Here is a 24,564-nt window from a genome sequence, read left to right on the forward strand (position 1 = left end):
GAGAACTTCAGTCCGATTTGATTATGGTAATTCTCATTTTTTCATGATGCCGATCATCCCCTATTTCCCTAATCAGATTCGGCTAACAGATTGTCAATTTCGGTCGCGGCACAGTCCAAGCCATCCTTGGCTGGCAGTTCACCCAAAGCCCACGATCATAGTCTGCCGGCGGGATTTTGCACTAATTTCCTCGAAATTCAACCATTATTGGTAAATGCTTTCTGCACGGTATTGTTCCTACACGTAAAGCAGGACAGATTATTATTACGGGACTGCGTACGTCGGACGGGATCGTCATCACCGTTTCCGATAACGGGCAAGGGATTCCTGACGCTCAGCTCGTTAGTCTTCAGCAAAAACTGGCCAGCGGGGTTAATTTAGAGGAAAAGCATATTGGTTTAAAAAACTTAAATCAACGGATTAAATTACTATTTGGCGATGAATACGGGGTGTTCATTTCTGGAAATTTACACAAAGGCACAGCCGTATTTATCGTTATTCCTGAAAATAAAGACATCCATGACATCGTGTAAGTCGCATTAAATAAGAACAGCCGGTTAAGAGTCGCTTGACTCCTAACCGGCTGTTCTTACATCAATCGCTCCATTTTACGCCAAATCTGCTGTCCCTCTATCGCTTCTTCCCATAGATCAAAATGAGGGTACATCACCTCGTGCCAATTATCCGGTGAATGCTTCGTGTTCAGCAATCCTTGACGTTGTATTGGGCTCATCCTAGCAGGTAACTCATGATAAGAGAATAACAGTCTACCATGCGTACCAATCAAATACGTTTGATTAAAGCTGTTTGGTGACTCTTCTTGCTTTTGATAATGGTAATACACATAGCTCGACACCATCTCCGGTTTCAATCTGGCTATTGAGCCTACTCGTTCATCCATCGGGTGACTTCCGCGCCAAGATTCGGCGTCTTCAGGCATTCCATCATGAAACACGTCGATCATGGGGATCGCCAATCTATGCAGCGTCTCATTTGAGCTGATATTATTATCTGGTTCAGCTGGCCACTTCTCCAGATATCGATCGAAGGAAACGGGCCAATCCCATGTTGAAGCACTCTGACCGCCTACTGCTTCGGCATAGACACAAACATACAGTTCGCAGGTAAACACCGCGACATGCCTTAAACCTGCAGCGGCCCATTCTTCATGAAGCGTAGTTGCATTTCCCTTCACGATTTGGTTGAATTCGTTTGCCGTTCCTCTACGCGCTTGTGAGTAGAACAGTAGTCTTTGCATGCTGCTTCACTCTCCTACATGCCAAAATAAAATACTTTAGCATTGTGCATGCGTACATTCGCACGCTCCTTGTCGCTCCACTGCTCAGGCAGCAGCTGCTCGAATAATTGAACAACATCGTGATAGGTACCCGCCATCAAAGCTACCGGCCAGTCACTACCGAACATAATACGGTTAGGGCCAAATCGTTCCGCAGTGTGACGAATATATGGTTTAAGTAGATGCAGATTCATCCCACCAGCGGGAGTGATCATGCCTGACCACTTGCAATACACATTAGGGAAGCTGGATAGCTCGTCGATGTTAGCTGACCAAGGTTCTAAATCACCACTCTGAATAGGTGGACCACCTAGATGGTTAATAACAGCTTTTAAGTGAGGTACGTATTTAAGGTATTTAAGTACGGTTGGTATCAGTTCCGGTCCGATCAGCAGGTCGATGGGAAAACCATCTTCCTCCAACAGGCGAAGATGCGCGATTAGACAATATGGCACTTGCTCTTTGCACTGCTCGAAGACGGAACGGTCCAACCTGATCCCAACGAATTGCCGGTTGTTACGTAAACGTCTATATTCGTCAGCGAATGAATCTGCGAAAGGATCAAGCCAACCTACGACACCTAGGATTCGCTCATCTTTGCCTGCCATCTCAAGCAGAAATTCCGTCTCTGCCACTGTCGGTGCCGCCTGTACGGCGATAATTCCACGTAAAGCATTATTATCTTCAAGACCAAACAGATCCGATGGTAAATAATTTTGATAAAGAACCGGATTACTCGGCTTAAGCCAATGATAATCGCCACGCTCCAGCCTCCAGAAATGGACATGGCTATCGAGATAGGCATGGTTAACATCTCTAGTAAATGATTGACGAATAGATGTCATGGATTACATTCTCTCCTCATTAATACATCCTATACTTGGTTACGCCCACGGATAAGCTTCGACACCGTTCCTTCCACTTCTGCACTCCAAGGCGTCTCATAAGTCGGTTGATTCACATAACGTTTCATATGAAGTTTCAATTGAATTCCTGCCCCTGGGGCAAGAGTGACTGGTAACCATTTCCCATCGAGCTCTCCCTCGCCAACCTTCTGGCCGCTTTGATTAAAGCTCTCCATATAGGTAAACTGGTGCTCACCGAAGCTGCCCGCTTGTACGATTAATTCACGTTCCTTGAACGCCGATAGGTTCACAAGCGTTAAGGTGACAAACTCGTCGCCGAGCGCTTCCACCAAAGCACCGATGTCCTCTGGAAGACCGCATCGTTTACGGTCAGCATCGAAATAACGCACTCTGGCATGCTGTAATCCACCGTGAGAAATGTGCATAGGAGCGCCTAGCATCATTTGCAGTAATCCTTCGAAGTAGACAGGAGAAAATTCCTGCCACTCATGAATACTGTAAGGATGATCCCAATCCCAGCTGGTTGGATCCCCCTTAGGAGAGCGAAGCTTCTCCAATTGAATCGCGATTAGCTCCAGATTTTGCTGCAAAATACGCTCTGGATAGTCTGGTAATTGCCCTCTCATATATAAGTACCAAGGTACTGTATTCGCAATATAATGCTTGGTTTCCTTGCGGGTTACTGGATTTCTGCCTGAAATGGTTGGCATATCGATAGATCGGAAATGGTCTTCATAGGGAATACGGTCAACACGTGCCGCATCTTCCTCGGCCATCGAAATCGTCCATAAATATATCGGGTAAGTCGGGACTTGGATTCGGTAGTCCGTCCAGCCGGCATCAAAATGCTTATTCGGAACGTGCCATTTCCCATTAATTTCTTTGCCTAGATCCCAATTTCGGTCCAATTGCGAACGTGCCAAATCTAATTTGCTCCGATCACCAGAAAGAAGCACAGCGTTCATACCAGCATTGGTTAGCGGTTCGATGATGGACATGAAACCGTGCGGCCAACGGTAGCCGTAGTAACCTCCCCACCATTTGCCATCGTTGTACTCACCTATGATATCGCTTAATCCGACGTTATCTGGAATTAATCCGCCGTTACGAAGCGTACGCTCTTCCCACGCGGTCAAATAGTCCAATACCCACTGCCGATAAGATTCATCGCCCGTGTACATAAACGCATTTGTGATCAAGCCGGTTGCGTTCAAATTCAGCGGGACATCTCCCTTCGCTTTCCGTTCGTTCATTCGGCTAATGATTTCACGGTAGATGTCATCATCTGACCACTTACACTTCCCGCTTGCAAAGTCCACACCAGGAATGTCCTCGAATGGTGCCAAATAGTCATCCAGCACACCCCGATGAGTTACCCAGTCCTCTTCCGTCATCTGGAAACGCGGTCCCTTACTGCCCGTAATTGGTGAGCGCATCAGCTTTCGTTCTGCATCATAGTTAGGCACTTCCGGATTCTTACCCGTGTATAACTCAGCAAACTTAACAGCACGCTGACGATTCTTCAACAGATGCGGATCGGACAAGCCAAGGAAATAGAAATATAAGGAACCCTCGCCGTGATGCATCCAGTCATAATACGCATCAAATTCATTATGAATTTGACCATATTCAGTCCACTGCCAAGTAATCGCATCAAACATAAGGCGGGACAAACGCAGAATCTCTTCATTGCCGCCAAGTGCGTAAAGCAGGGATAAATTCATGAACGCTTCATAGGGATCGTCCGATCCGTCCATTCCTGGCCAGTCTTCACGCCAAACGATCGTCCCATCTTCTCGTGTATATCTACGTACATATTCCACTGCGGCCTCGTTCAATGTATCGATTAACTTCCGCTCCGTGAGCGCCCAAGTTGGCGCTGTCCATGAATCACGCGCATAGATGTGACCTGTTGTTGGATTGGATTTGCTAGTGTGTGTCATTGGATGTTTCCTCCTACCAGAATGTATCATGTACGCCGCGCAGCTTACAAACTGCTTCCGCGAAGAAATAGTCCCCATAGATCATTGGTACGTTAACGTGCGTCTTCTTAGGTCGATTGGCAGTTCCCATCCGAAGAATCGCTTCCTCGCTAGGATCATCCCAAGTCGTGTATTTTTCATTTAATTTAAAAATCAATTTCTCGGCCGCACGGCGATAGAGCTCAGACTCGCCCTCAGGTACCAACAAGCTCAATTCCAACATGCCGCTGGCTGCACAGGCTGACGCGCTAGAATCCATAGCCATACCTTCTTCCCAAGGAGCTCGGAAATCCCAAGGCGGTAATCCATCTTCTGGAACATTGGCGAGGAAAAAATGCGCTGCACGTTTAGCTGCATCGATATATCGTTGATCTCCCGTATAACGAGCGCTAAGTGCCATGCCGTATAACGCCCATGCAGTGCCGCGGGACCATGCTGAATCCGGTGAATAGCCTTGTCCGCCAAGCGCTGCTTCTCTCTCGCCGGACTCAGGATCGAAGCACACAATATGGTGTGACGAGCCATCCGGACGAAGAAATTCACGCAAAGTCGTGTCCGCATGAAAAGCCGCCACGTGCTTAAAACGCGGATCTCCTGACTCTTCACTTGCCCAATAAAGAAGCGGCAAATTCATCATGCAGTCAATAATCGCCCAACCAACCCGCTCCGGTTGGTTCCAAGCCCGAATGAATTGGCCTTTCGCATTGAAACGCCCAACCAGATGACTAGCTGCCGTCATGGCCCGCCGCTTCGAAATTTCACAGCCAAGCAGCTTGTACTGTGCCACGGAACATAAGCTCCACATAAACCCTACGTCATGATGCAGCGGGTAAAAGTCGGTAAGCACGGTGTCCATCTTAGCTTCGATCTGTGCAGCTGTATCTTTGAGCTGATCATCCTTTGACTCACGATAAACCAGCCACAACAGTCCTGGCCAGAACCCATTCGTCCACCAATCGGCTTCTTCACTATTATATTTTCCGTTATATGAGATATATGGGAAATCAGCGCCAATGGTCTCGCTCATTCTTCCTACTTTGCCGATAATTTGTTGCCAAAGTTCCTCTACCCACGGTGCATTCGCTGCATCCGCCCCAACGCTTGTTGCTACTTTAGACATTGTCAACATCCCCTTTTACATTAATGGCTGACCTGGAAATAGAGAAAGCAGTCGATCCAATTCATCTTGCGGTAAGCCAACGCCATCGCAATAGCTGGCATTTAGGCCTAGCGAACGTAACGAAGTCGTTCCGGTTAAGGTCACCGTAATGTCTGGGCTAGCCAGGCTAAACCGCATGGCAGGCTCAATCAACCCTTTGGGTTCCGACTTACGAAGGAAGGCTATCTCTTGGATTCGACGTTGCGCTTCTGTAAACATGAGCGAATCCTGCTTTATAAATGGCGCTGGAGCCTCAGCAAGTAGACCCATTCCGAGAACGCTTCCATTAATAACGGATACGCCATGCTCTTGGGCTGTCGGTAACAACTCATCCATGGCCGTATAATCAATAAGCATATAACGACAGAACGTCTGTATCGAATCGATATGTCCTGATCGAATAAAAGGCAGCAACAGAGACGGATCAAATGCATTGACCCCTATAGCTCGAATCTTCCCCTGCTCCTTCAGTTTAAGAAAGGCGGGGATCGTTTCGTTCATTCCTATTTCCGAGTTTGACTCGGAAAGCTCGTGCATTTGAATGAGATCCACATAATCTGTGCCTAGACGCTTCAGACTTTCCTCAACGGAAAGAATCGTATTTTCGTACGTATAGGGCACACCTCGCATAACAGCTTTGGTAGCAAGGAAGACTTTGTCCCTTTTCCCCTGAAGCGCCAACCCAATTCGCCTTTCGCTTTCTCCTCTTCCATATAAGGGTGCTGTATCGATAAAGTTGATCCCGAGCTCCAAGGCCCGATCGATCACCTCTGTTACTTGTTCATCTGTGACTGGACCGTAATCCCCGCCAAGCGGAGCGCCCCCAAGACCTAGCTTCGAAACCCGAGCTCCCGTTTTGCCGAATGTCGTGTATTCCACTATGTTCACATCCTTATTTGTCTTAGTTAACTGATACTCCTATTATAATTCACTAGGTCATTTTTTAGTTTTGCTGTATGACACCGAAATGTTGTTATTTTGCACAACCCAGAGGTGTTATATGGATAAGGCATAGTAAAAAACCTCTTTATTCACAAAAAGAGAATTTGTCTCCTATTGAAATGAAGAGGTTTAGCTAATGAACGCAATTCGTTTCTTAACTTACTTGGATTTACTCCGAAACGCGAATGAAATAATTTTGCGAAATGATTGTAATTTAGAAAACCAACGTCGAATGAAACCTCTAATGCAGTTCGATTCGTATGTTGTAACAGAAGAGCAGCTTGTTCCAAGCGCATTCGATTCAATGTTTCTATGATAGAAAATCCGGTATTTTCTTTGAAGAGATGGGAAAGCCGGGATGATGAGACTCCGATAATTTTAGCTAACTCTTCAATTTTAATGGTTTCACGCATTCTTTCTGAGAGAAGATTGAGCGTTTCTTGGACACGAGGGTCCGTTTTTTTGGATTGATTTACAGTCAGAAGGAGCAGGATTTCACTTAATGCATTCTTGCAAAGCTCATGCCATAAATCACTGCGTTCGCGAGAATCCGATAAGACCTTTTTGAATGCACGGTAAATACGCTTGCGTTTTGAATCTGAATCAATGGATTGGATAATTAAATCTTCTAACGGTAACAAATGAGCTTCAAACAATTGAGATGAAAAATGAGCCCATACAAAATTCCAGGTTTGTCCATGGGATGTACCATATTGATGAGGTACTCCCGGTCTTAAGAGAACAACTTGGTTAGGATTACAGTAGATTGTCTTATTACGGACAGTGAAATACCCTTGACCCCCAAGCGTATACGTGAGTAGTCAGTCTTTCATACCTTGGGGCCGCTTAGTAAAATAGGTGTCCGTTTCATTGAAATAGTCAGCTATGATAATGCCTGGCTGTAAATTTTGGTATTTGGGATGTTCCACCGATGATTGAAACATTGGAATTCAACTCCACCAATTATTCATCTGATAATAGCAGCATTTCTACAACTAGATAGTAGACGATTTATATTGTTTAAACAATCAGCATAAAAATAATCTTCATAATAGCAGGATTACATGATAAATAAGCAAGATTATTACTTCATCTAATATAAAATTCAACATACACTATAGATTGAGAGATGGATGTCACTTACCATCCCATGACTTCGAGATAAAGGGTGAGAAACATGAACAATCAATTAGAAGTTCAAATGTCGTGGTGGGCCATGGATAATCTGGATGTTTTTGCAGGAAACGCACTGTCCGACGAAGAGAAAACAGCCTTAATCGCTAGCAGTGGTTATGACGGCATTAATGGATTCCTTCCTTCACCAGAGAAAGCTGATTATTGGAAGCATCTATTAGACAAGTATCACCTCTCGTTCAGTGTAAACGCTTACCCAAAATCGGTTGAGGATTTGGCTGATTTCCTAGAAAGAGCAAAAGCCTTTGGTGGTATTGGATTTATTAATGCACAAGTCATGCAACCATTCATGACAGGTCAATCTGCCATTCAGCTCTTGAAGGGAATTGAGCAACTGTCTCAAGATGCGGGAATTCCTGTTTTCATTGAAACACATAGGGGTACGATTACCCAAGATTTGATACGTACCGTTGAGTACGTCAAGGAACTAAAAACTCTGCCATTAACAATCGACTTCTCCCATTACATCGTCGCTGGGGAACTGCATACTGTTTCTCAGGAAGCGGACGAGTTATTGCTTTCATTACTTTCGAACACTTCGAGCATACATACACGAATATCGAACGGAGAGCAAATACAGATTGACCCTGGTGAGGAAGAAAATCATCCGATGTTCTCCCATTTTAAGAAATGGTGGCAATTGGGAATGAAAAATTGGATGCTTCAAGCTAATACAAATGATGTATTCCCGGTCGTAATTGAACTAGGTCCTCCCCCTTATGCAATAACAACGAATGAAGCAAGCGGAAGGAACAAAGAGATTAGTGACCGATGGCAGCAATCTCTGTACTTACAGCGTTTAGTAAGAGAATTATGGAGCACGATCAATCGATAATGGGAGGTTAACGAAAATGTCAGGAAACAGAGCTGTTGTCTATAGTAAGCCAGGTAGTGTAGAAGTGAGAAATACGGATTATCCAGATTTGGTGCTAAAGGATGGCCCAGGCGTCAATCCATTGAATGTAGGTCGCAAATGTGAGCATGGCGTCATTCTTAAAGTCGTTACAACGAATATTTGCGGCAGCGACCAACACATGGTTAGAGGTAGAACGACAGCACCATCTGGCCTCATTTTAGGTCATGAAATTACTGGCGAGGTAATTGAAGTTGGACGCGATGTGGAATTTATTAAAAAGGGAGATCTCGTCTCTGTCCCTTTCAATATTGCTTGTGGTCGTTGCAGAAGCTGTAAAGAACGAAATACAAATGTATGTCTAAATGTCAATCCGGATCGTCCAGGTTCCGCATATGGTTATGTCGATATGGGAGGTTGGGTTGGAGGGCAATCGGAATATGTGATGGTGCCATATGCAGATTTTCAATTATTAAAGTTTCCGGATAAAGAACAAGCGATGGAAAAAATCCTTGATCTAACCATGCTTTCTGATATTTTCCCAACGGGTTATCATGGTGCTGTTAGTGCAGGTGTGCGTCCTGGATCAACCGTATATGTTGCCGGCGCGGGTCCAGTAGGTCTTGCAGCGGCTCACTCTGCTCAGTTGCTGGGAGCGGCCGTTGTTATTGTCGGTGATTTAAATGCGGAACGTCTTGCACAAGCGAAAAGTTTTGGTTGTGAAACGGTTAATCTACGTGAAAATGATGACTTAGCTGGGCAAATTGATCAAATATTGGGCTCTCCTGAAGTGGATTCAGCTATTGATTGCGTAGGTTTTGAAGCTCATGGACATGGGAAATCTCATGGTGAAGCGCCAGCTACCGTGCTGAATTCAATTATGGAAGTAACACGTGCGGGAGGAAGCTTGGGAATTCCAGGGCTTTATGTGACTGGCGATCCAGGTGCTATTGACGAAGATTCAAAAATAGGTACACTAAAAATTCGTTTCGGACTTGGTTGGGCAAAATCCCATACCTTCGTTACAGGTCAGACGCCTGTCATGAAATACCATAGAGAATTGATGATGGCTATTCTTAGCGGCAGAGCGCAAATTGCTAAAGCTGTAAATGCAACACTTATTTCATTGAATGATGCTCCGAAAGCTTATCAAGATTTTGATCGAGGTGTTTCGCGGAAATTTGTTATTGATCCACATGGCCTTGTTAAATAATTAATCCCAATGAACAAAGTGGGCAGGTATAATGGAAACTACCTTGCTGCACTTTGTTCATTTTTTTTACTGTCTTCCACAATGAGTTTCAGCCTCTTCTGCATAATTCATTACGCTATATCAGCATTTACACGTCCACGGATCAACATTTGCTTATTGTCTTCCGGCCAAGGCATTCCATATGTTGGCTCATTTACATAGCTGCGGCTCTTCCGATTCCACTCGTTGATCCCGTTATTATGCAATTTTCCCACGTAAATCTTCCACATGCTCACCTCTTCAATTCATCTATATATTCAGGCATCGAAATAACACGGCTTTCCAACCGCGATTTTTCCGCGGCGAATGCAATAAGATGACTTTTAACGGAAACGTTCGCTCCAGTAAGTCCTTTTTCCTTACCATCACTTTGAACAAGGCGTACGAAGTCCCGCATAATACCCGCATCTCCGCCACCATGCCCTTCCATGTCTACGTCAAGATTAATGATCTCTGTCTCCCGAGTAATAAAGCTAGTCACTTCAATAACGTTCTTCTCCATATCTCCTCTGATTTGACCGTGTGTGCCCATCAACTTAACCGATCTGCCCCCTTCATAGGTAAAGGCACTCATAGTAAATGCGACTGTCACTTCATTTGAGAATTCCAAATTGACTACTTGGTGATCTACCACATTGTTATCGCAATGATACACACATCTTCCGTAAGGGCCTTTCTTCAATTCGCGAAGTACACCCTCATCGCTCGTGTCATTGCTGACAACCGATCGCAATACTTCTCCCACCCAATCATCTCGTTCAATATACATTCTCGGTGCATAATATGGGCATTCATCCTTAACTGGGCACCCGTCCAAACAGTATCTAGGCGCACCCTCTGGTGCATTTTCTTTACGAAAATGGGTCAATGAGCCGAATGAGGAAACTTTCGTACAGTCTGCATCAACCAACCACTGTAGAATATCCATGTCATGGCAACTTTTTGCCAGAATCATCGGGCTCGAAACTTCCGAATCCCTCCAGTTGCCTCGGACAAAGCTGTGGGCTTGGTGACGATGCTCCACATTTTCTGTATGTTGAATTGAAACGAGATTACCTATTTTGCCTTCCGTAATGATCTTTTTGATTGTCGCGAAAAAATCTGTATAGCGGAGCACATGGCAAATTGAAAATACACGGTTATATTTCTCGGCATATTCGCCCATGATTATGCATTCCGCTGGATCCGGTGACATCGGTTTTTCCAAGAGAACATGATATCCTTTCTCCAACGCCTTCTTAGCAGGCTCAAAGTGCATGTTGTCCTGTGTGCATATCAGAATAGCATCAGCAAGCTTCGGCCCTTCAAGAAGTTCCTCCCAGCTTGAAAAGCTGTTGGCATCTTGAATACTATGGGCTTTTTGAAAAAGCTCCCTTCGTTCAGGGTCAGCATCTGCAAAAGCAACGAATTGAATTTCCTCGGGATATTTCAAAGCATAGGGAGCATAGGCACCCGCACCTCTTTGCCCAGCTCCGATTAATGCTGCAGTAATTTTCTTCATTCGATGTCTCTCCTTTTATCTATTTAGGTTGATCGTGAATCAAAGGTTTTGCTTAACCTAGCTCAGCAATCGGTATACAAAAAGGGAGGATAGTAGAACTACCGTCCTCCTGCAGTATTCGTATTGCAAATGGGTTGCTTTTCTTTTTTCTTAATGATTTCCTGACTGATCATGTGGTACTGTGACGGTTACAGAAGTAACCATTTTATTGCCCGCTTTGTCGGTTGCCGTGTAGGTTATGGTATAGTCGCGTCCTTTTTCTGCACGTAAACTAAATGAAGTAGCCTCAGTACCGATATTAGCCCCAATGTCACCTTGTCCGCTATCCGGTTGATCGACCGTAATGGAGGTTAACACCACAGATGCAACGTCTGATGCAGCATCGCTCGAATTCAGCGCGGCATGAATCGCCACCATTGTATGATTCGCCGGCCATATCGACGTCTTATCTAATTGAACGATTAATATTGGAGCCGTTTTGTCAATCTTGAACTCGATGGTTTTGATCGGTTCTACATTGCCTGCTAGATCCGTGCTGCGATAACCAACCGTATAGTTCCCTTCACCAAAGGCAGGAATGGAACCGGTATAGGTGATCCAACCCCCGTTATTCACTTGGTATTCTGTTTTCGCCACGCCATATACATTGTCACTTACAGAGAAGCTTACCGTTACATCCGACGTATACCATCCATTGCTGCCATTAGGTGCAGCCGGACTTAAAGTTGCGATACTTTCGGGTGCAATCTTATCAATATTGCTTATGACAATGCTAGTTACATTGGATACGTTGCCCACTGCATCCGTTCCTCTTGCATACACCGTATCATTTGCCGAAAGGACAACAGGTACAGTGTAAGCTGTCCATGTACCGCTTTCGCCCACTTTGTATTCTTTCACCGCTGCGGCTGCTGGAAAGCTAATCGTTACGGTAACGTCGTTGTTAGTAGGTGCTGTAATATCTGCAGCCAATATCGCATCCGCCGGAGGTGTCATTTCAATTTCCACGCCGTTGATTGCCACTTCAAGCAGATCAAGGGTAGCGGAGTTACCACCATCAGGAAAGTAAAGTCTTACATATTTGGATTCTGCTTGTACTGCGAAAATATTAGAGAAACCAAAGTAAGCGCCACCTGTCGGCGAAGTAACCGTGCTGATTGTATGCCAGTCTGCGCCATCTGCACTTGTCTGAATTTCAATTTTCTTCGGGGTGTTGAAATAGTTCTGGTTTGATGAGTTAAAATTAATTTCTACATTTTTGATATCAGCTTTATTCTTCAATTCAAATGCAATCCATGATGCTCCAGATCCAGAAACAGACCATTTTGAGCTGTCAAATAAAGTGCCTTCAATCAATTTACCATCAATGACTTTATCCGGTGTGTTGCTGCCTTGAGTTCCGCTAGCTGTAACCGTTGCTCCTATAGCTACATTGTCATAAGGATAAAGATCCAGATAAACCCTATTACTGGTAAATGTTTGACCATCCAATTCAACCTCAGCCCATATTGCAGCTCTTGTCAACTGAGTTACATGTTTTGGAATAGCTTTACCATTAGCAAATGTAACGATGTCACTTTCTTGTATGGCAATCGGTTGGTATTTCGTTCCCCCGTCTAGATCGACGATACCAGATTTCATCGTGACTGTTGCAGCACCAAGTCCAATTGCCCCACCTTTTAAGGAACGTCCCTCAAGTCTGTAATTTAATGCGTCATAGCTAGGAAACTCCCCGTAAACTTCCCGGTCCTCTATCCATAACGAAGCACCAATCATCGTATCTTTCACATAAATTCTGCCGTTCTTAATCGAAACGTTAAGAACATCCGACTTCTGAACTCCGTCATAGGTTCCGCTTACGGTAATAGCTGCCGTACCATTGTTTACCGCATGAACGATACCGTTAGAATCAACCGTTGCTACGTTTTGGTTACTGCTGTTAAATGATATCATTCCTTGCTCGAAACGAACTTTCAATGCGGGATAAGTCATATATCCTTCGACATTGACTTGCAATGAGTCTAATGACAATTGTTTGCCTGTCGTAATCAAATTCGTGAGCTTATACTCTCGTTGCGGACTATTCGTAACTATTTTCACGATCGTATCCACTTGGTCACGCACTACGCCGGTTAAGTCAACCGTAACGCTCGTGCCAGATTGTGTAAAGTTTAATGGTTGATCTTCGTTGAGCCATGAAATACTTGTAACATTATTATTCACTGGGCTAATGGTAAGAGAATTCCCACTGTACCCCTGTTTACCGTCTGGTCCAACCATCAGATGTAAATAAATATTGTTATCTCTGGAAGTCGCATAACCCCAGCTAGGTCCTTTACCGCTTTCAAAATTCTTAATATTTCCTTTCCCGTCATCCGTATATCCGAAGCCGCTCAAGAAATATGGCATCGTTCCTGTCGTAGATTCATGTCTTTCCGGCTTGCCTTTCGGTGCAAACCATGCTGCGAGCCCTTCACGAATATCGATAAATTCCTGCACCGATTTCGGGTATCTTGTTGCAATATCTTCTGGGCTATCCCAGTTTGGTCCCCGGCTCATCAGTGGCATCTGGTCGTTATTATCCACAAAGCCTCTGCCAGCATTCATGATCATTTCTTTTGCGACGATCCTATAATCATCTCGCCTTGCATAGTAAGGCGTGTAGTTATTTTTGGTCACAACCGATTTCCATGGTTCAGCAATGGTTCTCTTAGTCAGATTAGAGCCGCCGCCACCAGCAAACATACCGCTTGACTCAGAAGTTCTGAGGTCGGGATCACCATATTCATCCGTCCATGCATTTGAATTAATAATTATTTCATCGCTATAGTTGCGCACAATACTATACATTACGTCATAATTGGCATTAGGCATCGCCTGAGGACCATCAAAATAGAGGTATGCTGGATCATAACGTAAAATGAGATCTTCAACATTCTGCACAAACACATCGGTGGAATTATGCGCTAAACCACCACCCTCAGTTGCATAATAAAGACCAAATTTCATACCATAGCGTTTTACTGCTTCCTCATAGGGTTTAAGACCATCTATAACCTTACCATTATCATCCTTCGGCAAATACAGATTACGGATATGCAAGGGATCTGCAAATTTTGACGGCCAGTAATAATTCTGTTGTAACGATTCCACAGAAACCAAGGAGTGCCCCTCTGCCTTCGCTCGTTGCGCCCACAGGTCAGCGGAATAATTGGGGTCTACAAACCAGTTGTAAATTGGAATACAATGGCTGAGGGCTGAAACTCTTCCTTCTTCAAACCACTTGTTGGGGCGATCCTGTACTTCAATCGTGAATGCCTTTGTTGCCGTGGCACTGTCGATGTCTGTAACTTTAATAGTAAAGGAATATGTTCCCGGATCAGCATTGACGAAACCATCGATCGTTCCGTCCGTTTTCAAGGATAATCCACCCGGCAGAGCACCGCTCTGCACACTCCAAGCATAGCCCGGCTTGCCGCCGTTAGCTATAAAACGAAAAGGAGAAGCTGAAAGACTATGCTTAGTCGTATAGTTAGATACATTCCAAACATAAGGCCATTCTGTATAACCTTTTGGGAGCACATTTGTCGGCAGTCCGCTGCCTCCTTCACTGTCATCGGTGCTTAACTCACGTGTATCGATCGACAATGCACTGTTCTCACCTGTAACGGAATAAGTAAGGTTGTCTATTTTGTTGCCATTACTATCGGTAACACGGCCATAAAAACCGAAATAATAAACATTCGCATCCTGCGCAATGGCAACTCCATTAGGATTCAAATCCTCTGTGTATGTGTGCTTCATCTGCAACAGGATTTTATTCCAGCCCGCCTTCAATTTAATATTTGCGATTGTCATATCCTTCTGTACTTCAGATGGTATTGACGGTTTGGTTACCGCGATATCATTGACAAACAAACGGTGTTGTCCGCTGGATCCAAATCGAAACTGGACACTTTGCGCGGTTGGGCTGTAAACGTAGGTGTGTGCATATGCATATTTGTTCCGAGTGTCGATGCCTTTTTTCACGGTATAATAGCCGTACAAATCCTGATAATCATCGTAGTTTCTGTTCCAGAGACGATCATCAAAGTACTCCCAGCTCTTGCTGCTACCATTGCCGGTAAGGGCTTCTCCAGCTTTCGGAATAATATGTGCTATTGGTTCTGGGACTACTGGATCCGGAATGTTCCCATCGCCGTCAAAAACATTGACTTCAGTAAAGCCCAGACCCACATTCTTATTATTTTTCTGTCCGTCGTGTACAATCAACAGTTCCACCTTAGTAACACTGTTTACTGGCTGTTCAAGCGTTGCTACGCCAGGGTTCTGTCCCATTGGATCGATATTGGTGATTGATCCCGTTTGTAAGACATTATTATTCGCATCCTTTAACGTGTAGTTCACCTTTTGGACATCCGATATACCTTGCGGCCAAGCAGCATTGTTTCGGTCAAATACCTCAATTTGTTTCACTTTGATCGGTTGATTCCAAGTCAAGTTTAACGTTGGTGCAGGATCCCAAGTCGGCCAAGAAGACGGTGCGCCACCCGTATCCATCATCTGAGAAACCCACTCAGTACTCTTATTACCATCAATAGCGAATTTCGGTAACACCGATGAGGAATCCGTTCCGCTAGGGAAATTGGTAGCACTTGTTTTCCACGTGGAGCTTGCAGTCGCGGTGGCTACTCTAGCCCAGTTTCCGTCTATCGGTCTTTCAATCGTGTTGTCGGAAAGAGAATATGCATATACGCCTAACTCGCTGATACCTGTAATGCTTGGATATGGGGTGAGGCCTTTATCAATTTCAACCTTCATTTCTACCACATTTTCAAGTGCTGTAATCGCCTTGAAAACCGTTGGCTCAGCTGGATTGTTAGACGTACTATTCACTTTGATGGGGAAAGATGTTGTGCCATCGTTAAATTTAAATGTGAGGTGATAATACTGATTGACATGCCTGCCATCGCCCCATTGTGCAATCGTAACATTACTTATTTTTATAGGCGCTGACCACTTATAATTCAACCAAGGTGCATTGTCATTCTCAGTAACCCATTGATTTCTCGTGCTTCCGTCAGAAGCAAACATGGGTGGATTTGTTGAAAAAGTCGCTGATGAAGCTGTAATTTGTGCCGTCGGTGCCAAATTTAGGTTCTCTGGAATGACTGTGCCATATAAGTCGTCCGCTACTGCCGTATCAAAGGGACCAGCTAACAGCCAGCTATTTATAAACGGCGCGTTACCTGGTGCCTGCTGTGCATCTACCACTGGAACATTCGATCCAATGTTGAATATTCCCACTGCAATTGATGTTACCAGATAAAGGGAAAACATTTTTTTGACTCGCTTTTTCAGTTTCATTCCAAACCCCATTTCATTTTAATTTTTTCATTATTAGCATGGTCGCGACACTAGGCTCATTGTGAGCGTTTACAAACTTCTTTTTTTATCAAGCAGACTTCCTCTGTATTACGAGAAGGAAGTCTGCAGTGGTTGGACTCTATTTATTTGTGGCTTTCCAAGCATCAAGTTGTTTTTGCTTTTCAGCGATGATCTTGTCTGAGCCAGCCTGTTTCAATTTATCAATAAATTGCGGCAAGTACTTATCAGGATCGATGGAACCTGAAGCTAAAGCATAATAAAGCTCAGCAATAGCAGCATCGGTGTTCGCCTTTTCAGCCTTCACAGGTGTAAAGTCAAATACAAATCCTAACGCATTGGAAGGTTTGGCATTTTTATTAAGGTCTATCCACATTTGCATAGATTTTTGATCGTTCCCTTTAGCGTCACCCTCTGATAAATAAGTGAGTGTCATGTTGCCGAATTCCCAAGGAGCAAAGATTTGGTATCCGCCGTCTTTGTTCGTTTCAATCCGGTTAACATCGACTTTCTTGTAATGTTTACCCTCAACTCCCCAGACAAGTGTGTTGTACACCTCTTTGTCAGTGTTAAGAAGATTGAGGAACATCATAGCTCTTTCTTTATTTGGCGAATTTGCAGAGATGGCCGTGATCGTTGCTGAAGCTTTATCGGTTGTAAGCAGCGGCTTCACGAACTGGAAGTCATAAGACTGTATCTCTGGATTGAAGCCGGACATTCTTCCTGATGGTGTCAAGCCAGCTTCTACAGATGCTACGGAGTCAATATCGATCTGGCCCATCATAAGTGCGTTCTTTCCAGCCTTCCGATCCGCTGCGGTTTCTTTTAAGGTTGCAGCGTCTTTCCTTAAGTATCCTTTCGTATACCAATCTCTCATCATCGTTACATAAGCTTTGAATTCTGGTGTCTCATACTGATTGACAACTTTGCCTCCATCTTTTAAGTAAAGATCTCCTGGAGTCTTAGGATCGCCTAAAGTTTCCATGCCGAACATTGGCGGAGCAGTAAGAAACGGATCGATCTGTTGGCTATATTCCCACGGAATAAGATTAGGCTCGTTCTTCTTGACTGTTTCTAGGAAAGGGGTTAGATCCGATAATTTAGTGACGGACTTCCAGTCTATTTTATATTTATCCGCTACTGCTTTTTGTATTTCATAGCCGTACCCTGCGGTTGACTGTTGGAAGACTGGTACACCATAAATTTTCCCTTTTACTTTTACTGCATTCCAAAACATATCAGGAATACCGCTCTTCATGGCTGGATATTTAGTAATCAATTCATCCAATGGGGCATAAGCGCCATTCGCAACATTTTGAAAGTAATTGTTAAAGTTTCCTGCTGTCCAGACAAGATCGTAGGGCTCGCCAGAAGCCATGACGACTTTCATTTTCTCTTCGTAAGCGCCCCAATCAATGAGCTTAAAGTGAACCTTTGCGTTAATTTTCGGCTGAATAAGCTTATTCACGGCATCTTCTACGGTCTGCAAATCCTTCTGTGGCGAGTTCGGGAAGTAATACGTAAGCTCAACAGGCGCTAATGGAGTTGCTGTGGGTTGAACCGCCGCATCCGTAGCTTTCGGTGCAGGAGTTGCAGTCGTCGTCGTTGTATCCGTTTGTTTTCCACATCCAGCGAGTGCGATAGAGAAACCAAGACTCAGCACACCAAGTGTCTTTGCCATCTTCTTCGTTCTGTTCATTGTCAGACCTCCATATTTGTTTATATATGCTATACGGGCCCAAGCCCGATAAAGCCACACCTTAAGATTTCACTGCGCCTAGCGTAAGTCCTTTGACGAAATATTTCTGCAAATAAGGGTAAGCAAGTACGATCGGCCCCACTGAAATGATACATGTTGCCATCCTGGCTGTCTCGTCGGGTTGGGCGGCTGCCGCCTTCGCAGTCAAAGCATTCCCTTGGAGGAAAGCGATGTTGTTCATAATAGACTGAAGTAGAAACTGCAACGTGTACAGCTTGCCGTCCTCAATGAATAATGCCGCAGTAAACCAGTCGTTCCAAAGAAAGACCGCAGTGAAAAGACCGATGGTTGCGAGCACTGGCGTCGATAGAGGTACCACCAGCTTGATAAAAGTATGAAACTCACCCGAACCATCTATTCTTGCAGACTCTATAATCGATTCTGGAATTGAGGCTTTAAAAAAATTCCTCATGATAAGAACATTGACCGATGAAACTAAGTAAGGTACGAAAAGCACATATAGTGTATCTTTCAGGTGAAGATACTTTGAGAGCAGAATATACCATGGTACTAATCCTCCGTTGAACAATAAGCAGAATACAACTAAGAAGGACACGATATGCCTATACTTCACTTCATTTCTTGAAAGGCTATATGCAAACAAAGACGAGATAATAAGATGCAATAGTGTACCTGCGAGTGTAACGATGATGGTGACAAGGAAGGCTCTGATTATGGGTGAGTTCCCATTAAGTATGAATTGGTAAGCATTCAGACTAAATTTCAAGGGAATGAGATGATAGCCGAACTGGAATATAGACTGCTCGTCTGATAAGGAGATGGAAAGTACAACAAGCAGCGGGATCAGACATAGGGTGCAATACACCATAAAACTTAAATTAATTACAGTGCTGGATATCGTAAATCGTTTGTTCATTCTATCATCCTCCTAAAACAATGCGCTGTCACGATCATAGAGTCTGATCAAAAAGTTTGATGCAAGAACCAGGACAAATCCAACGCATGATTGGTACAATCCTACAGCAGAAGACATCCCAAAATCGCTCATACTTTTCAAAGATCTGTAAACATAGGTGTCGATTACATTCGTGGTACTGAACAATACGCCTGACTCCTTGGGCAGGTTATAGAACAGTCCCCAATCCCCAAATGCAGCGTAAAAGATTTTCCCAGCCTGAAGAAGCAGTAAAGTGAGCGTGATCGGTACCAGCATGGGGATTGTAATCTTGATGGCTTGTTGAAACTTATTTGCCCCATCCATTTTCGCAGCTTCATAATACTCGGTGGAAATCCCTGCAATTCCTGCCGCAAAAATGACCGAGAAGTAACCGATGTTCTTCCATACATAAGCCGCAGGTATGATAAACCGCCAATAGCCGGGTTCTGAATACCACAGAACAGGCTCAATTCCAAATGCGTTCAGAAAACTGTTTATAATTCCTTTGTCCATGCTTAGAAAAGAGAATAATAAATATTCAGCTACCACCCAAGACAAGAGATATGGAAGCAATATGATGCTCTTATAAGCTCCTGCAAGAATGCGATTGCCTATCTCGTTAATCAGAATGGCAATGATGAGCGATAAACCGATACCTAGTACAATAAAGATTAGGTTATAGAAAATTGTATTAAATGTGATTTGAAAAATAGCATCCGACTTGAATAGAAACTTAAAATTCGTGAATCCAATCCATTTACTCTTGAAAATCCCTTTAATCGGATTATACTCTTCAAAAGCGATGACAACGCCCAACATAGGCAGGTAATACATGACAAGAATGTAGATCAGCCCGGGAAGCATCATAAAGTAAAATGTCTTATTCTTAACAAGCTCTCCTATTACAGGTATAGAGTGACGAACTTTTCCTCGTTTTTTGATTTCGTGTTGCAATGTAACATTACTCATTGGCATTCTCCTTAGCTAGGCAGTCTGAATTATTTTGGTAGCCCCATCATAAGTCTCGTCTATCCAAATTGAAAACAATAAAAAGGGATAAAACTACAATTTTTATAAATTGGATGGCTACAAAAATTAACAAAACTCTAAATAATAAACCTTTAACGGCTTTATTATTGAGATTTTGAGGTGGATATAATACATTAGGTGTACGTAAGAGGACGAAAATGTGAGACGAGGGTGGTCAATATGAATAACGTGGTCTCTATAAGTAAGATAAGTATCTATAAAAAATTATTAATTTCATTTATAGCTATTATCACGTCTTTGATATTTGTACTTTCTTCCTTGCTTTACTACAACTACACCACTTCAACCACATCTATGGTTAAAGGCATGAACGAGAACATTTTGTCCAAAATCAGCTACAGTTCGGTCTACATGGACAACCTCGCTAAGAATTTTTGTAAATCACTGTCCCTCAACAACTATATCATCGCTTTTGCAAATAGTAACAATGAAGATATTCTAACTTTTGGCAGCGCTATCAGGACTCTTGATGCGCTCACGCTCCCCAACACGTACATTCATTCCGCTTATATCTATAATAGGAAGCTTGACACTTTCATTTCAGCGCCAGGCACATTTTATTACAGCTCCGAATTCTTTGACCAAGAAATTGTTCGAGCTTTACATGGGGCCGAGCAAAAGAAGCTACCGATTCTTTATCCCATTCCACGTAAAATCACAAATCCAAATGGCACCCAGACGAAACTCACAAATGTCTATACGTATATTTTGTTAGATACGAGCGACAATCAAGCAAACTTTAATAATGCCATCGTTCTAAATGTTGATGCGGACTGGTTGAGATTGACGATCACTTCCTTGGATAATAAAATGAGCAGCGATGGCAATGAAATTATGGTTGTAGATGATAAAGGGGTCGTCATTAGCGAGTCGTCCCCAGATATGTTCATGGAAAATATTGCAGATCAAAACTACATGCATCAAATCCTTTCTTCAACAGCTCCTTCCGGCACGATCATCGATCAGCTTCATCAAAAAAAAGTGCTTGTCTCCTATGTATCTTCCGAGATATTAAGGTGGAAGTTTCTGAGTATTACACCGTATGAGACTGTTTTTTCCGCAGTGAGAAGAAACACCTATATCACCTTATTATTCTGTCTTATCGTACTACTCTTAGGCGTGTTCTTTGCCTTTCTCGCTTCAAGAAAGCTTTACCAGCCCATAGGTGCTCTCATCAATAAAACGAATGATTTGGAAACTATGCAGCGTGACAACACTCCCGTCCTAAAGAACGATTTCCTAAAAAAAGTGATAAACGGGCACGTTATTCTTTCCTCAGAGCGCATGGCTGCGAAAGAACAAGAGCTTCTTATTAATTTGAATTTTAGAAATAAGCTGTTTCTGTATCTTTTGAAAATTGATTACTATCAAGATTTTATAGCGAAGTACACGGATAAGGACCGTTCGATTTACAAGTATGCTATTGCAAATGTAGCAGGAGAAGTTACTTCACAGCATTATAGTAATGAAGTGATCGATATTGGAGCCGACCAATTAGTCGTTCTGGTGGACCTTACTGATTCACCTGATGCTCCAGACATCTTGTATGAAACTTTTGAGAGCATCGTGGCTGACATTCAGAGCCATAGCCATCAGTACTTTGACTTATCCTTATCGGCATCGCTTGGCTATGTTGTAGATTCAGCAGAACATATCAAGCAGGTCTATGAAGAAACATTGGGCCTTTCCATGTACAGATTGAAATATGGGCACTCTAGCATTTTGACTCCAACACTATTGCAAGAAGTAAACGATGTTGCCTTTATGTTTCCGGCTGCAAAGGAAAAACAGCTTATAGACGCTCTTAAGCTAGGAAATGGTGAAACCGCAAAGGAATTATACCGAGACATGATTAGAACTATGGAGCATGCCTCTTACGGCAACATTATCAATTCTATTATTTATCTGAGTTACTCCCTCCACACTTCCATGAATCAGATCGTCGAAGGGTCACAATCGAAGCTAAATTCAATCTCCATTGATTTTCTTAAACATGTTACGGGGCTGGAGACATTGGATGAGCTCGAGCGATCATTTTTCAGTTTGTTCGATGACATTATTCATTTAAAAGAAGGTGCCAAAGACAAAAAGAAGAATGAGATCGTCAGCACAGTGGTAGACATGATTCAGAATATGTATCCCGATAAGAATCTTTCCCTAAGTAGCTGCGCAGATGCGTTGTCCATCTCTTCTGTGTACCTCGGCAGGCTGTTTCGGACTTCAACTGGTAAATCGGTAGCCGAATATATAACAACTGTACGTATGGAACATATGAAGCATTATTTAGAGCAGACTAACCTGCCTATTAACGATATTCTAGAGAAATGCGGCATTGAGAAGTCGAATTACTTTTATACGACCTTTAAAAAGCACTTCGGGGTTTCGCTGACAGAATACAGATTAAAGGATGTTAAAGTAAACCAAGACAGAAACACTTCCATTTAGTCGGTAAAGAGGACCCTTCCAAAAAGATTTGCTGTTTCCGGATTGAGGTGTATAAATTGGTAAATACTATCAAAAATGATGATAATTGAAAATAAGAAAAGAGCCATGGCTAACTCACATGTTAGGCAATGGCTCTCCTGCATTATATTAAATCTGTCTGCTTTATAGTTACACTGTATTGCATGGAATTGTTGTTTTCTTGTCATGATTGATTAGGACATGTTACACTATTCTGAGCTAATCATCAGGAGGCATGCAGACGATGAAATTCTTAGAAGATGTAGAACTACATGAAATCCCCTATCGCTTCAGCTATCGCAAGATAACGACTGAGAATTATAAAGGATTCTACCATTGCCATCAGGGTATGGAATTTTTATATGTGCATCAAGGCACTGGGCAAATTGTGGTAAATAGCAAAGTCTACACGATTCAGTCTGGCACCTTCCTCTACCTGCAACCATATCAACTACATCACATTCAAGTTGAAGTTCGTCCGGATGCCCCATTCGAACGAACGATTATCTCCTTAGAGCCCTCTATATTTGAACCCTATTTCGCTTCATTTCCACACTTGAATGCTTATTTTCAGCATTTATGGAAAAATGAACTCGAAGAGCAGGTTCTCCAGCAAATTGATAATAATAGCTTTATCAGCCAATTATTTCAGCATCATCATGCAGGGTTTTCCAAATACCAGCTCGATGCCAAACAGCAAAATTTCGCTTTACTCCTGCTGCAGATTTTTCAATTTCTCTATGCAAAAGGATTTGGAAATCCTATTGAAAATGGAAATGGATTAAATCCACAAAGACAGCTTCGTTATTCTGAAAAAATCATGAATTGGCTAGAGGGGCATTATGCCGATGAAATTTCACTCGATACGTTAGCGGATCATCTGCATATATCCAAATATTATGTATCTCGTATCTTTAAACAAGAAACAGGCGCTACGTTGATGGATTATATTCTCGCCAGACGTATCAGACAAGCTTGTCTGTTATTAATAACAAGCAACAAAGGAATTGAGCAGATCAGCATTGAGGTGGGGATGAACAATTTCCCTTATTTCTGCCAGGCTTTCAAAAAGCTTGTAGGCACAACACCGATGAAATACAGAAAAAAACTGCGTTAGCTTATTATTCCAAAATGTCTCTTTTTCAAGAGTACCTTTCCACTCATCTACTCGAAATAAATATTCGACATACCCCATTTTCTATCACCACTACGCCTTATTAACAAGGCACGACCTTCACCATCCAATATTATGGCCCGTACCGAGATTATTTGCTCACCCTTCGGGGAATCACATATTTTCGTTCCTTCTCTCTTATTTAAGAGAGCTTCATATTGACCTGTCGTAAACCATGTGACGTGCTCCGTTATTGGAGGGTATGGTTAAAAGTTTGGTGCGAGGGCAGGTAAATAGAAATCTATTCAAATACAGATAAACAGTTGGTCAAATCCAAATCTGTGGAGTGATTTCGGACATATAAGCTGCTAATCTGAGGATTGCAGGGAACGAGGAACCGCTATTTTTGTGATTATGTCGATGCAGGGCAGGTACGCGTAACGTGGGGACGCTATTTTGGCCTGTGATTGGTCATGAGATGGATGCACTCCTTTATTGGAGTATATTGTAGAAAGTTGAGTGCGAGGGCAGGTAGATAATCAAGAATATGTTCACAGGTGGGTGAACATTAATTATTTGGCTACTTGGTAGAAGGAGCGGTTATACTGGAGAATCGACACGAAATGGACGGTTGAGCGGTTTAAGATATGGGACTGGTTGGGTTTGGTTTTCGGGAACCGAAAACCGCGTTCTTATGTGGTTAAAAGAGGCTGACTCAAAGGTTAAAACCTAGCGAGCAGCCTCTTTTTTGTTCCGATACGGAGCGAAATCTAACAGGAATTCCTCCCGTTAATTTGGCGTTAATTGTTCTAAACGGTCATCTAACTGGAAAACCTCCCTCTAACTTTT

Annotated in this window: 17 protein-coding genes and 1 pseudogene; 5 read left to right on the forward strand and 13 right to left on the reverse strand. The window is 43.2% G+C overall.

What is annotated here, in order from left to right:
- The first annotated feature begins 230 nt into the window (after nt 1-230).
- The gene (locus GC098_RS41545) at nt 231-533 is read left to right on the forward strand and encodes a sensor histidine kinase (protein WP_376773861.1); all 303 of its coding nucleotides are present in this window, start codon (nt 231-233) and stop codon (nt 531-533) included.
- Nucleotides 534-589: 56 nt separating this feature from the next.
- On the opposite strand, the gene GC098_RS11465 is transcribed toward GC098_RS41545, so the two are convergent.
- The 7 genes and pseudogenes from GC098_RS11465 to GC098_RS40805 all read right to left on the reverse strand — a co-directional run.
- Nucleotides 590-1,258 carry a hypothetical protein gene (locus GC098_RS11465; protein WP_171643291.1) on the reverse strand — a complete coding sequence of 223 codons (669 nt, stop codon included), beginning with the start codon at nt 1,256-1,258 and terminating at the stop codon, nt 590-592.
- A 14-nt stretch (nt 1,259-1,272) separates the two neighbouring features.
- On the reverse strand, nt 1,273-2,142 hold the full coding sequence (locus GC098_RS11470; RefSeq protein WP_171643292.1) for an amidohydrolase family protein: 870 nt from the start codon (nt 2,140-2,142) through the stop codon (nt 1,273-1,275).
- A 29-nt stretch (nt 2,143-2,171) separates the two neighbouring features.
- Nucleotides 2,172-4,106, reverse strand: coding sequence for a DUF8034 domain-containing protein (locus GC098_RS11475; protein WP_171643293.1), 1,935 nt, complete (start codon nt 4,104-4,106; stop codon nt 2,172-2,174).
- Between the two features lie 13 nt (nt 4,107-4,119).
- Nucleotides 4,120-5,265, reverse strand: a complete 1,146-nt coding sequence (locus GC098_RS11480; protein ID WP_171643294.1) for a glycoside hydrolase family 88 protein — start codon at nt 5,263-5,265, stop codon at nt 4,120-4,122.
- 15 nt (nt 5,266-5,280) lie between these two features.
- Nucleotides 5,281-6,183, reverse strand: coding sequence for an aldo/keto reductase (locus tag GC098_RS11485; RefSeq protein WP_171643295.1), 903 nt, complete (start codon nt 6,181-6,183; stop codon nt 5,281-5,283).
- A gap of 152 nt (nt 6,184-6,335) precedes the next feature.
- The gene (locus GC098_RS40800; protein WP_281366961.1) at nt 6,336-6,659 is read right to left on the reverse strand and encodes a helix-turn-helix transcriptional regulator; all 324 of its coding nucleotides are present in this window, start codon (nt 6,657-6,659) and stop codon (nt 6,336-6,338) included.
- 219 nt (nt 6,660-6,878) lie between these two features.
- A pseudogene (locus tag GC098_RS40805) lies at nt 6,879-7,052 on the reverse strand (AraC family ligand binding domain-containing protein); the annotation flags it as partial.
- A 371-nt stretch (nt 7,053-7,423) separates the two neighbouring features.
- Between GC098_RS40805 and GC098_RS11495 the strand changes: the two are divergent.
- Both GC098_RS11495 and fdhA read left to right on the forward strand, forming a co-directional pair.
- A complete protein-coding gene (locus GC098_RS11495) occupies nt 7,424-8,275 on the forward strand; it encodes a sugar phosphate isomerase/epimerase family protein (RefSeq protein WP_246358555.1) in 852 nt (283 codons plus the stop codon).
- A gap of 16 nt (nt 8,276-8,291) precedes the next feature.
- Nucleotides 8,292-9,506, forward strand: a complete 1,215-nt coding sequence (gene fdhA, locus GC098_RS11500; protein WP_171643296.1) for a formaldehyde dehydrogenase, glutathione-independent — start codon at nt 8,292-8,294, stop codon at nt 9,504-9,506.
- 110 nt (nt 9,507-9,616) lie between these two features.
- Here the strand turns inward: fdhA and GC098_RS11505 are convergent, their stop codons facing one another.
- The 6 genes from GC098_RS11505 to GC098_RS11530 all read right to left on the reverse strand — a co-directional run bounded on the left by GC098_RS11505 (nt 9,617) and on the right by GC098_RS11530 (nt 20,057).
- Nucleotides 9,617-9,775 (reverse strand): hypothetical protein, encoded by a 159-nt coding sequence (locus tag GC098_RS11505; RefSeq protein ID WP_171643297.1) that lies wholly within the window; start codon nt 9,773-9,775, stop codon nt 9,617-9,619.
- Nucleotides 9,776-9,777: 2 nt separating this feature from the next.
- Nucleotides 9,778-11,046, reverse strand: coding sequence for a Gfo/Idh/MocA family protein (locus tag GC098_RS11510; RefSeq protein ID WP_171643298.1), 1,269 nt, complete (start codon nt 11,044-11,046; stop codon nt 9,778-9,780).
- A 150-nt stretch (nt 11,047-11,196) separates the two neighbouring features.
- Nucleotides 11,197-16,413 (reverse strand): OmpL47-type beta-barrel domain-containing protein, encoded by a 5,217-nt coding sequence (locus GC098_RS11515; RefSeq protein WP_171643299.1) that lies wholly within the window; start codon nt 16,411-16,413, stop codon nt 11,197-11,199.
- A 139-nt stretch (nt 16,414-16,552) separates the two neighbouring features.
- The gene (locus tag GC098_RS11520; RefSeq protein ID WP_171643300.1) at nt 16,553-18,130 is read right to left on the reverse strand and encodes an ABC transporter substrate-binding protein; all 1,578 of its coding nucleotides are present in this window, start codon (nt 18,128-18,130) and stop codon (nt 16,553-16,555) included.
- Nucleotides 18,131-18,191: 61 nt separating this feature from the next.
- Nucleotides 18,192-19,067, reverse strand: coding sequence for a carbohydrate ABC transporter permease (locus GC098_RS11525; RefSeq protein ID WP_171643301.1), 876 nt, complete (start codon nt 19,065-19,067; stop codon nt 18,192-18,194).
- 12 nt (nt 19,068-19,079) lie between these two features.
- On the reverse strand, nt 19,080-20,057 hold the full coding sequence (locus GC098_RS11530) for an ABC transporter permease (RefSeq protein WP_171643302.1): 978 nt from the start codon (nt 20,055-20,057) through the stop codon (nt 19,080-19,082).
- 240 nt (nt 20,058-20,297) lie between these two features.
- Between GC098_RS11530 and GC098_RS11535 the strand changes: the two genes are divergently transcribed.
- Together GC098_RS11535 and GC098_RS11540 are read left to right on the forward strand one after the other, a co-directional pair.
- Nucleotides 20,298-22,583 carry a helix-turn-helix domain-containing protein gene (locus GC098_RS11535; protein ID WP_171643303.1) on the forward strand — a complete coding sequence of 762 codons (2,286 nt, stop codon included), beginning with the start codon at nt 20,298-20,300 and terminating at the stop codon, nt 22,581-22,583.
- 262 nt (nt 22,584-22,845) lie between these two features.
- Complete coding sequence (locus GC098_RS11540) at nt 22,846-23,718, forward strand: AraC family transcriptional regulator (RefSeq protein ID WP_171643304.1); 873 nt, start codon at nt 22,846-22,848, stop codon at nt 23,716-23,718.
- Nucleotides 23,719-24,564 lie beyond the last annotated feature (846 nt).

This window comes from Paenibacillus phytorum (genome assembly GCF_013141715.1).
In the GTDB taxonomy this organism is placed as follows: domain Bacteria; phylum Bacillota; class Bacilli; order Paenibacillales; family NBRC-103111; genus Paenibacillus_E; species Paenibacillus_E phytorum.

Excerpts from the sequence above, each read along its gene's own strand:
- GC098_RS11475 (WP_171643293.1), bottom strand. The coding sequence starts at position 4,106 with ATGACACACACTAGCAAATCCAATCCAACAACAGGTCACATCTATGCG.
- GC098_RS11480 (WP_171643294.1), bottom strand. The coding sequence starts at position 5,265 with ATGTCTAAAGTAGCAACAAGCGTTGGGGCGGATGCAGCGAATGCACCG.
- GC098_RS11515 (WP_171643299.1), bottom strand. The coding sequence starts at position 16,413 with ATGAAACTGAAAAAGCGAGTCAAAAAAATGTTTTCCCTTTATCTGGTA.
- GC098_RS40800 (WP_281366961.1), bottom strand. The coding sequence starts at position 6,659 with ATGCGTGAAACCATTAAAATTGAAGAGTTAGCTAAAATTATCGGAGTC.
- GC098_RS11465 (WP_171643291.1), bottom strand. The coding sequence starts at position 1,258 with ATGCAAAGACTACTGTTCTACTCACAAGCGCGTAGAGGAACGGCAAAC.
- GC098_RS11470 (WP_171643292.1), bottom strand. The coding sequence starts at position 2,142 with ATGACATCTATTCGTCAATCATTTACTAGAGATGTTAACCATGCCTAT.
- GC098_RS11510 (WP_171643298.1), bottom strand. The coding sequence starts at position 11,046 with ATGAAGAAAATTACTGCAGCATTAATCGGAGCTGGGCAAAGAGGTGCG.
- GC098_RS11525 (WP_171643301.1), bottom strand. The coding sequence starts at position 19,067 with ATGAACAAACGATTTACGATATCCAGCACTGTAATTAATTTAAGTTTT.
- GC098_RS11535 (WP_171643303.1), top strand. The coding sequence starts at position 20,298 with ATGAATAACGTGGTCTCTATAAGTAAGATAAGTATCTATAAAAAATTA.
- GC098_RS11540 (WP_171643304.1), top strand. The coding sequence starts at position 22,846 with ATGAAATTCTTAGAAGATGTAGAACTACATGAAATCCCCTATCGCTTC.
- GC098_RS11505 (WP_171643297.1), bottom strand. The coding sequence starts at position 9,775 with ATGTGGAAGATTTACGTGGGAAAATTGCATAATAACGGGATCAACGAG.
- GC098_RS11530 (WP_171643302.1), bottom strand. The coding sequence starts at position 20,057 with ATGAGTAATGTTACATTGCAACACGAAATCAAAAAACGAGGAAAAGTT.
- GC098_RS11495 (WP_246358555.1), top strand. The coding sequence starts at position 7,424 with ATGAACAATCAATTAGAAGTTCAAATGTCGTGGTGGGCCATGGATAAT.
- GC098_RS11520 (WP_171643300.1), bottom strand. The coding sequence starts at position 18,130 with ATGAACAGAACGAAGAAGATGGCAAAGACACTTGGTGTGCTGAGTCTT.
- fdhA (WP_171643296.1), top strand. The coding sequence starts at position 8,292 with ATGTCAGGAAACAGAGCTGTTGTCTATAGTAAGCCAGGTAGTGTAGAA.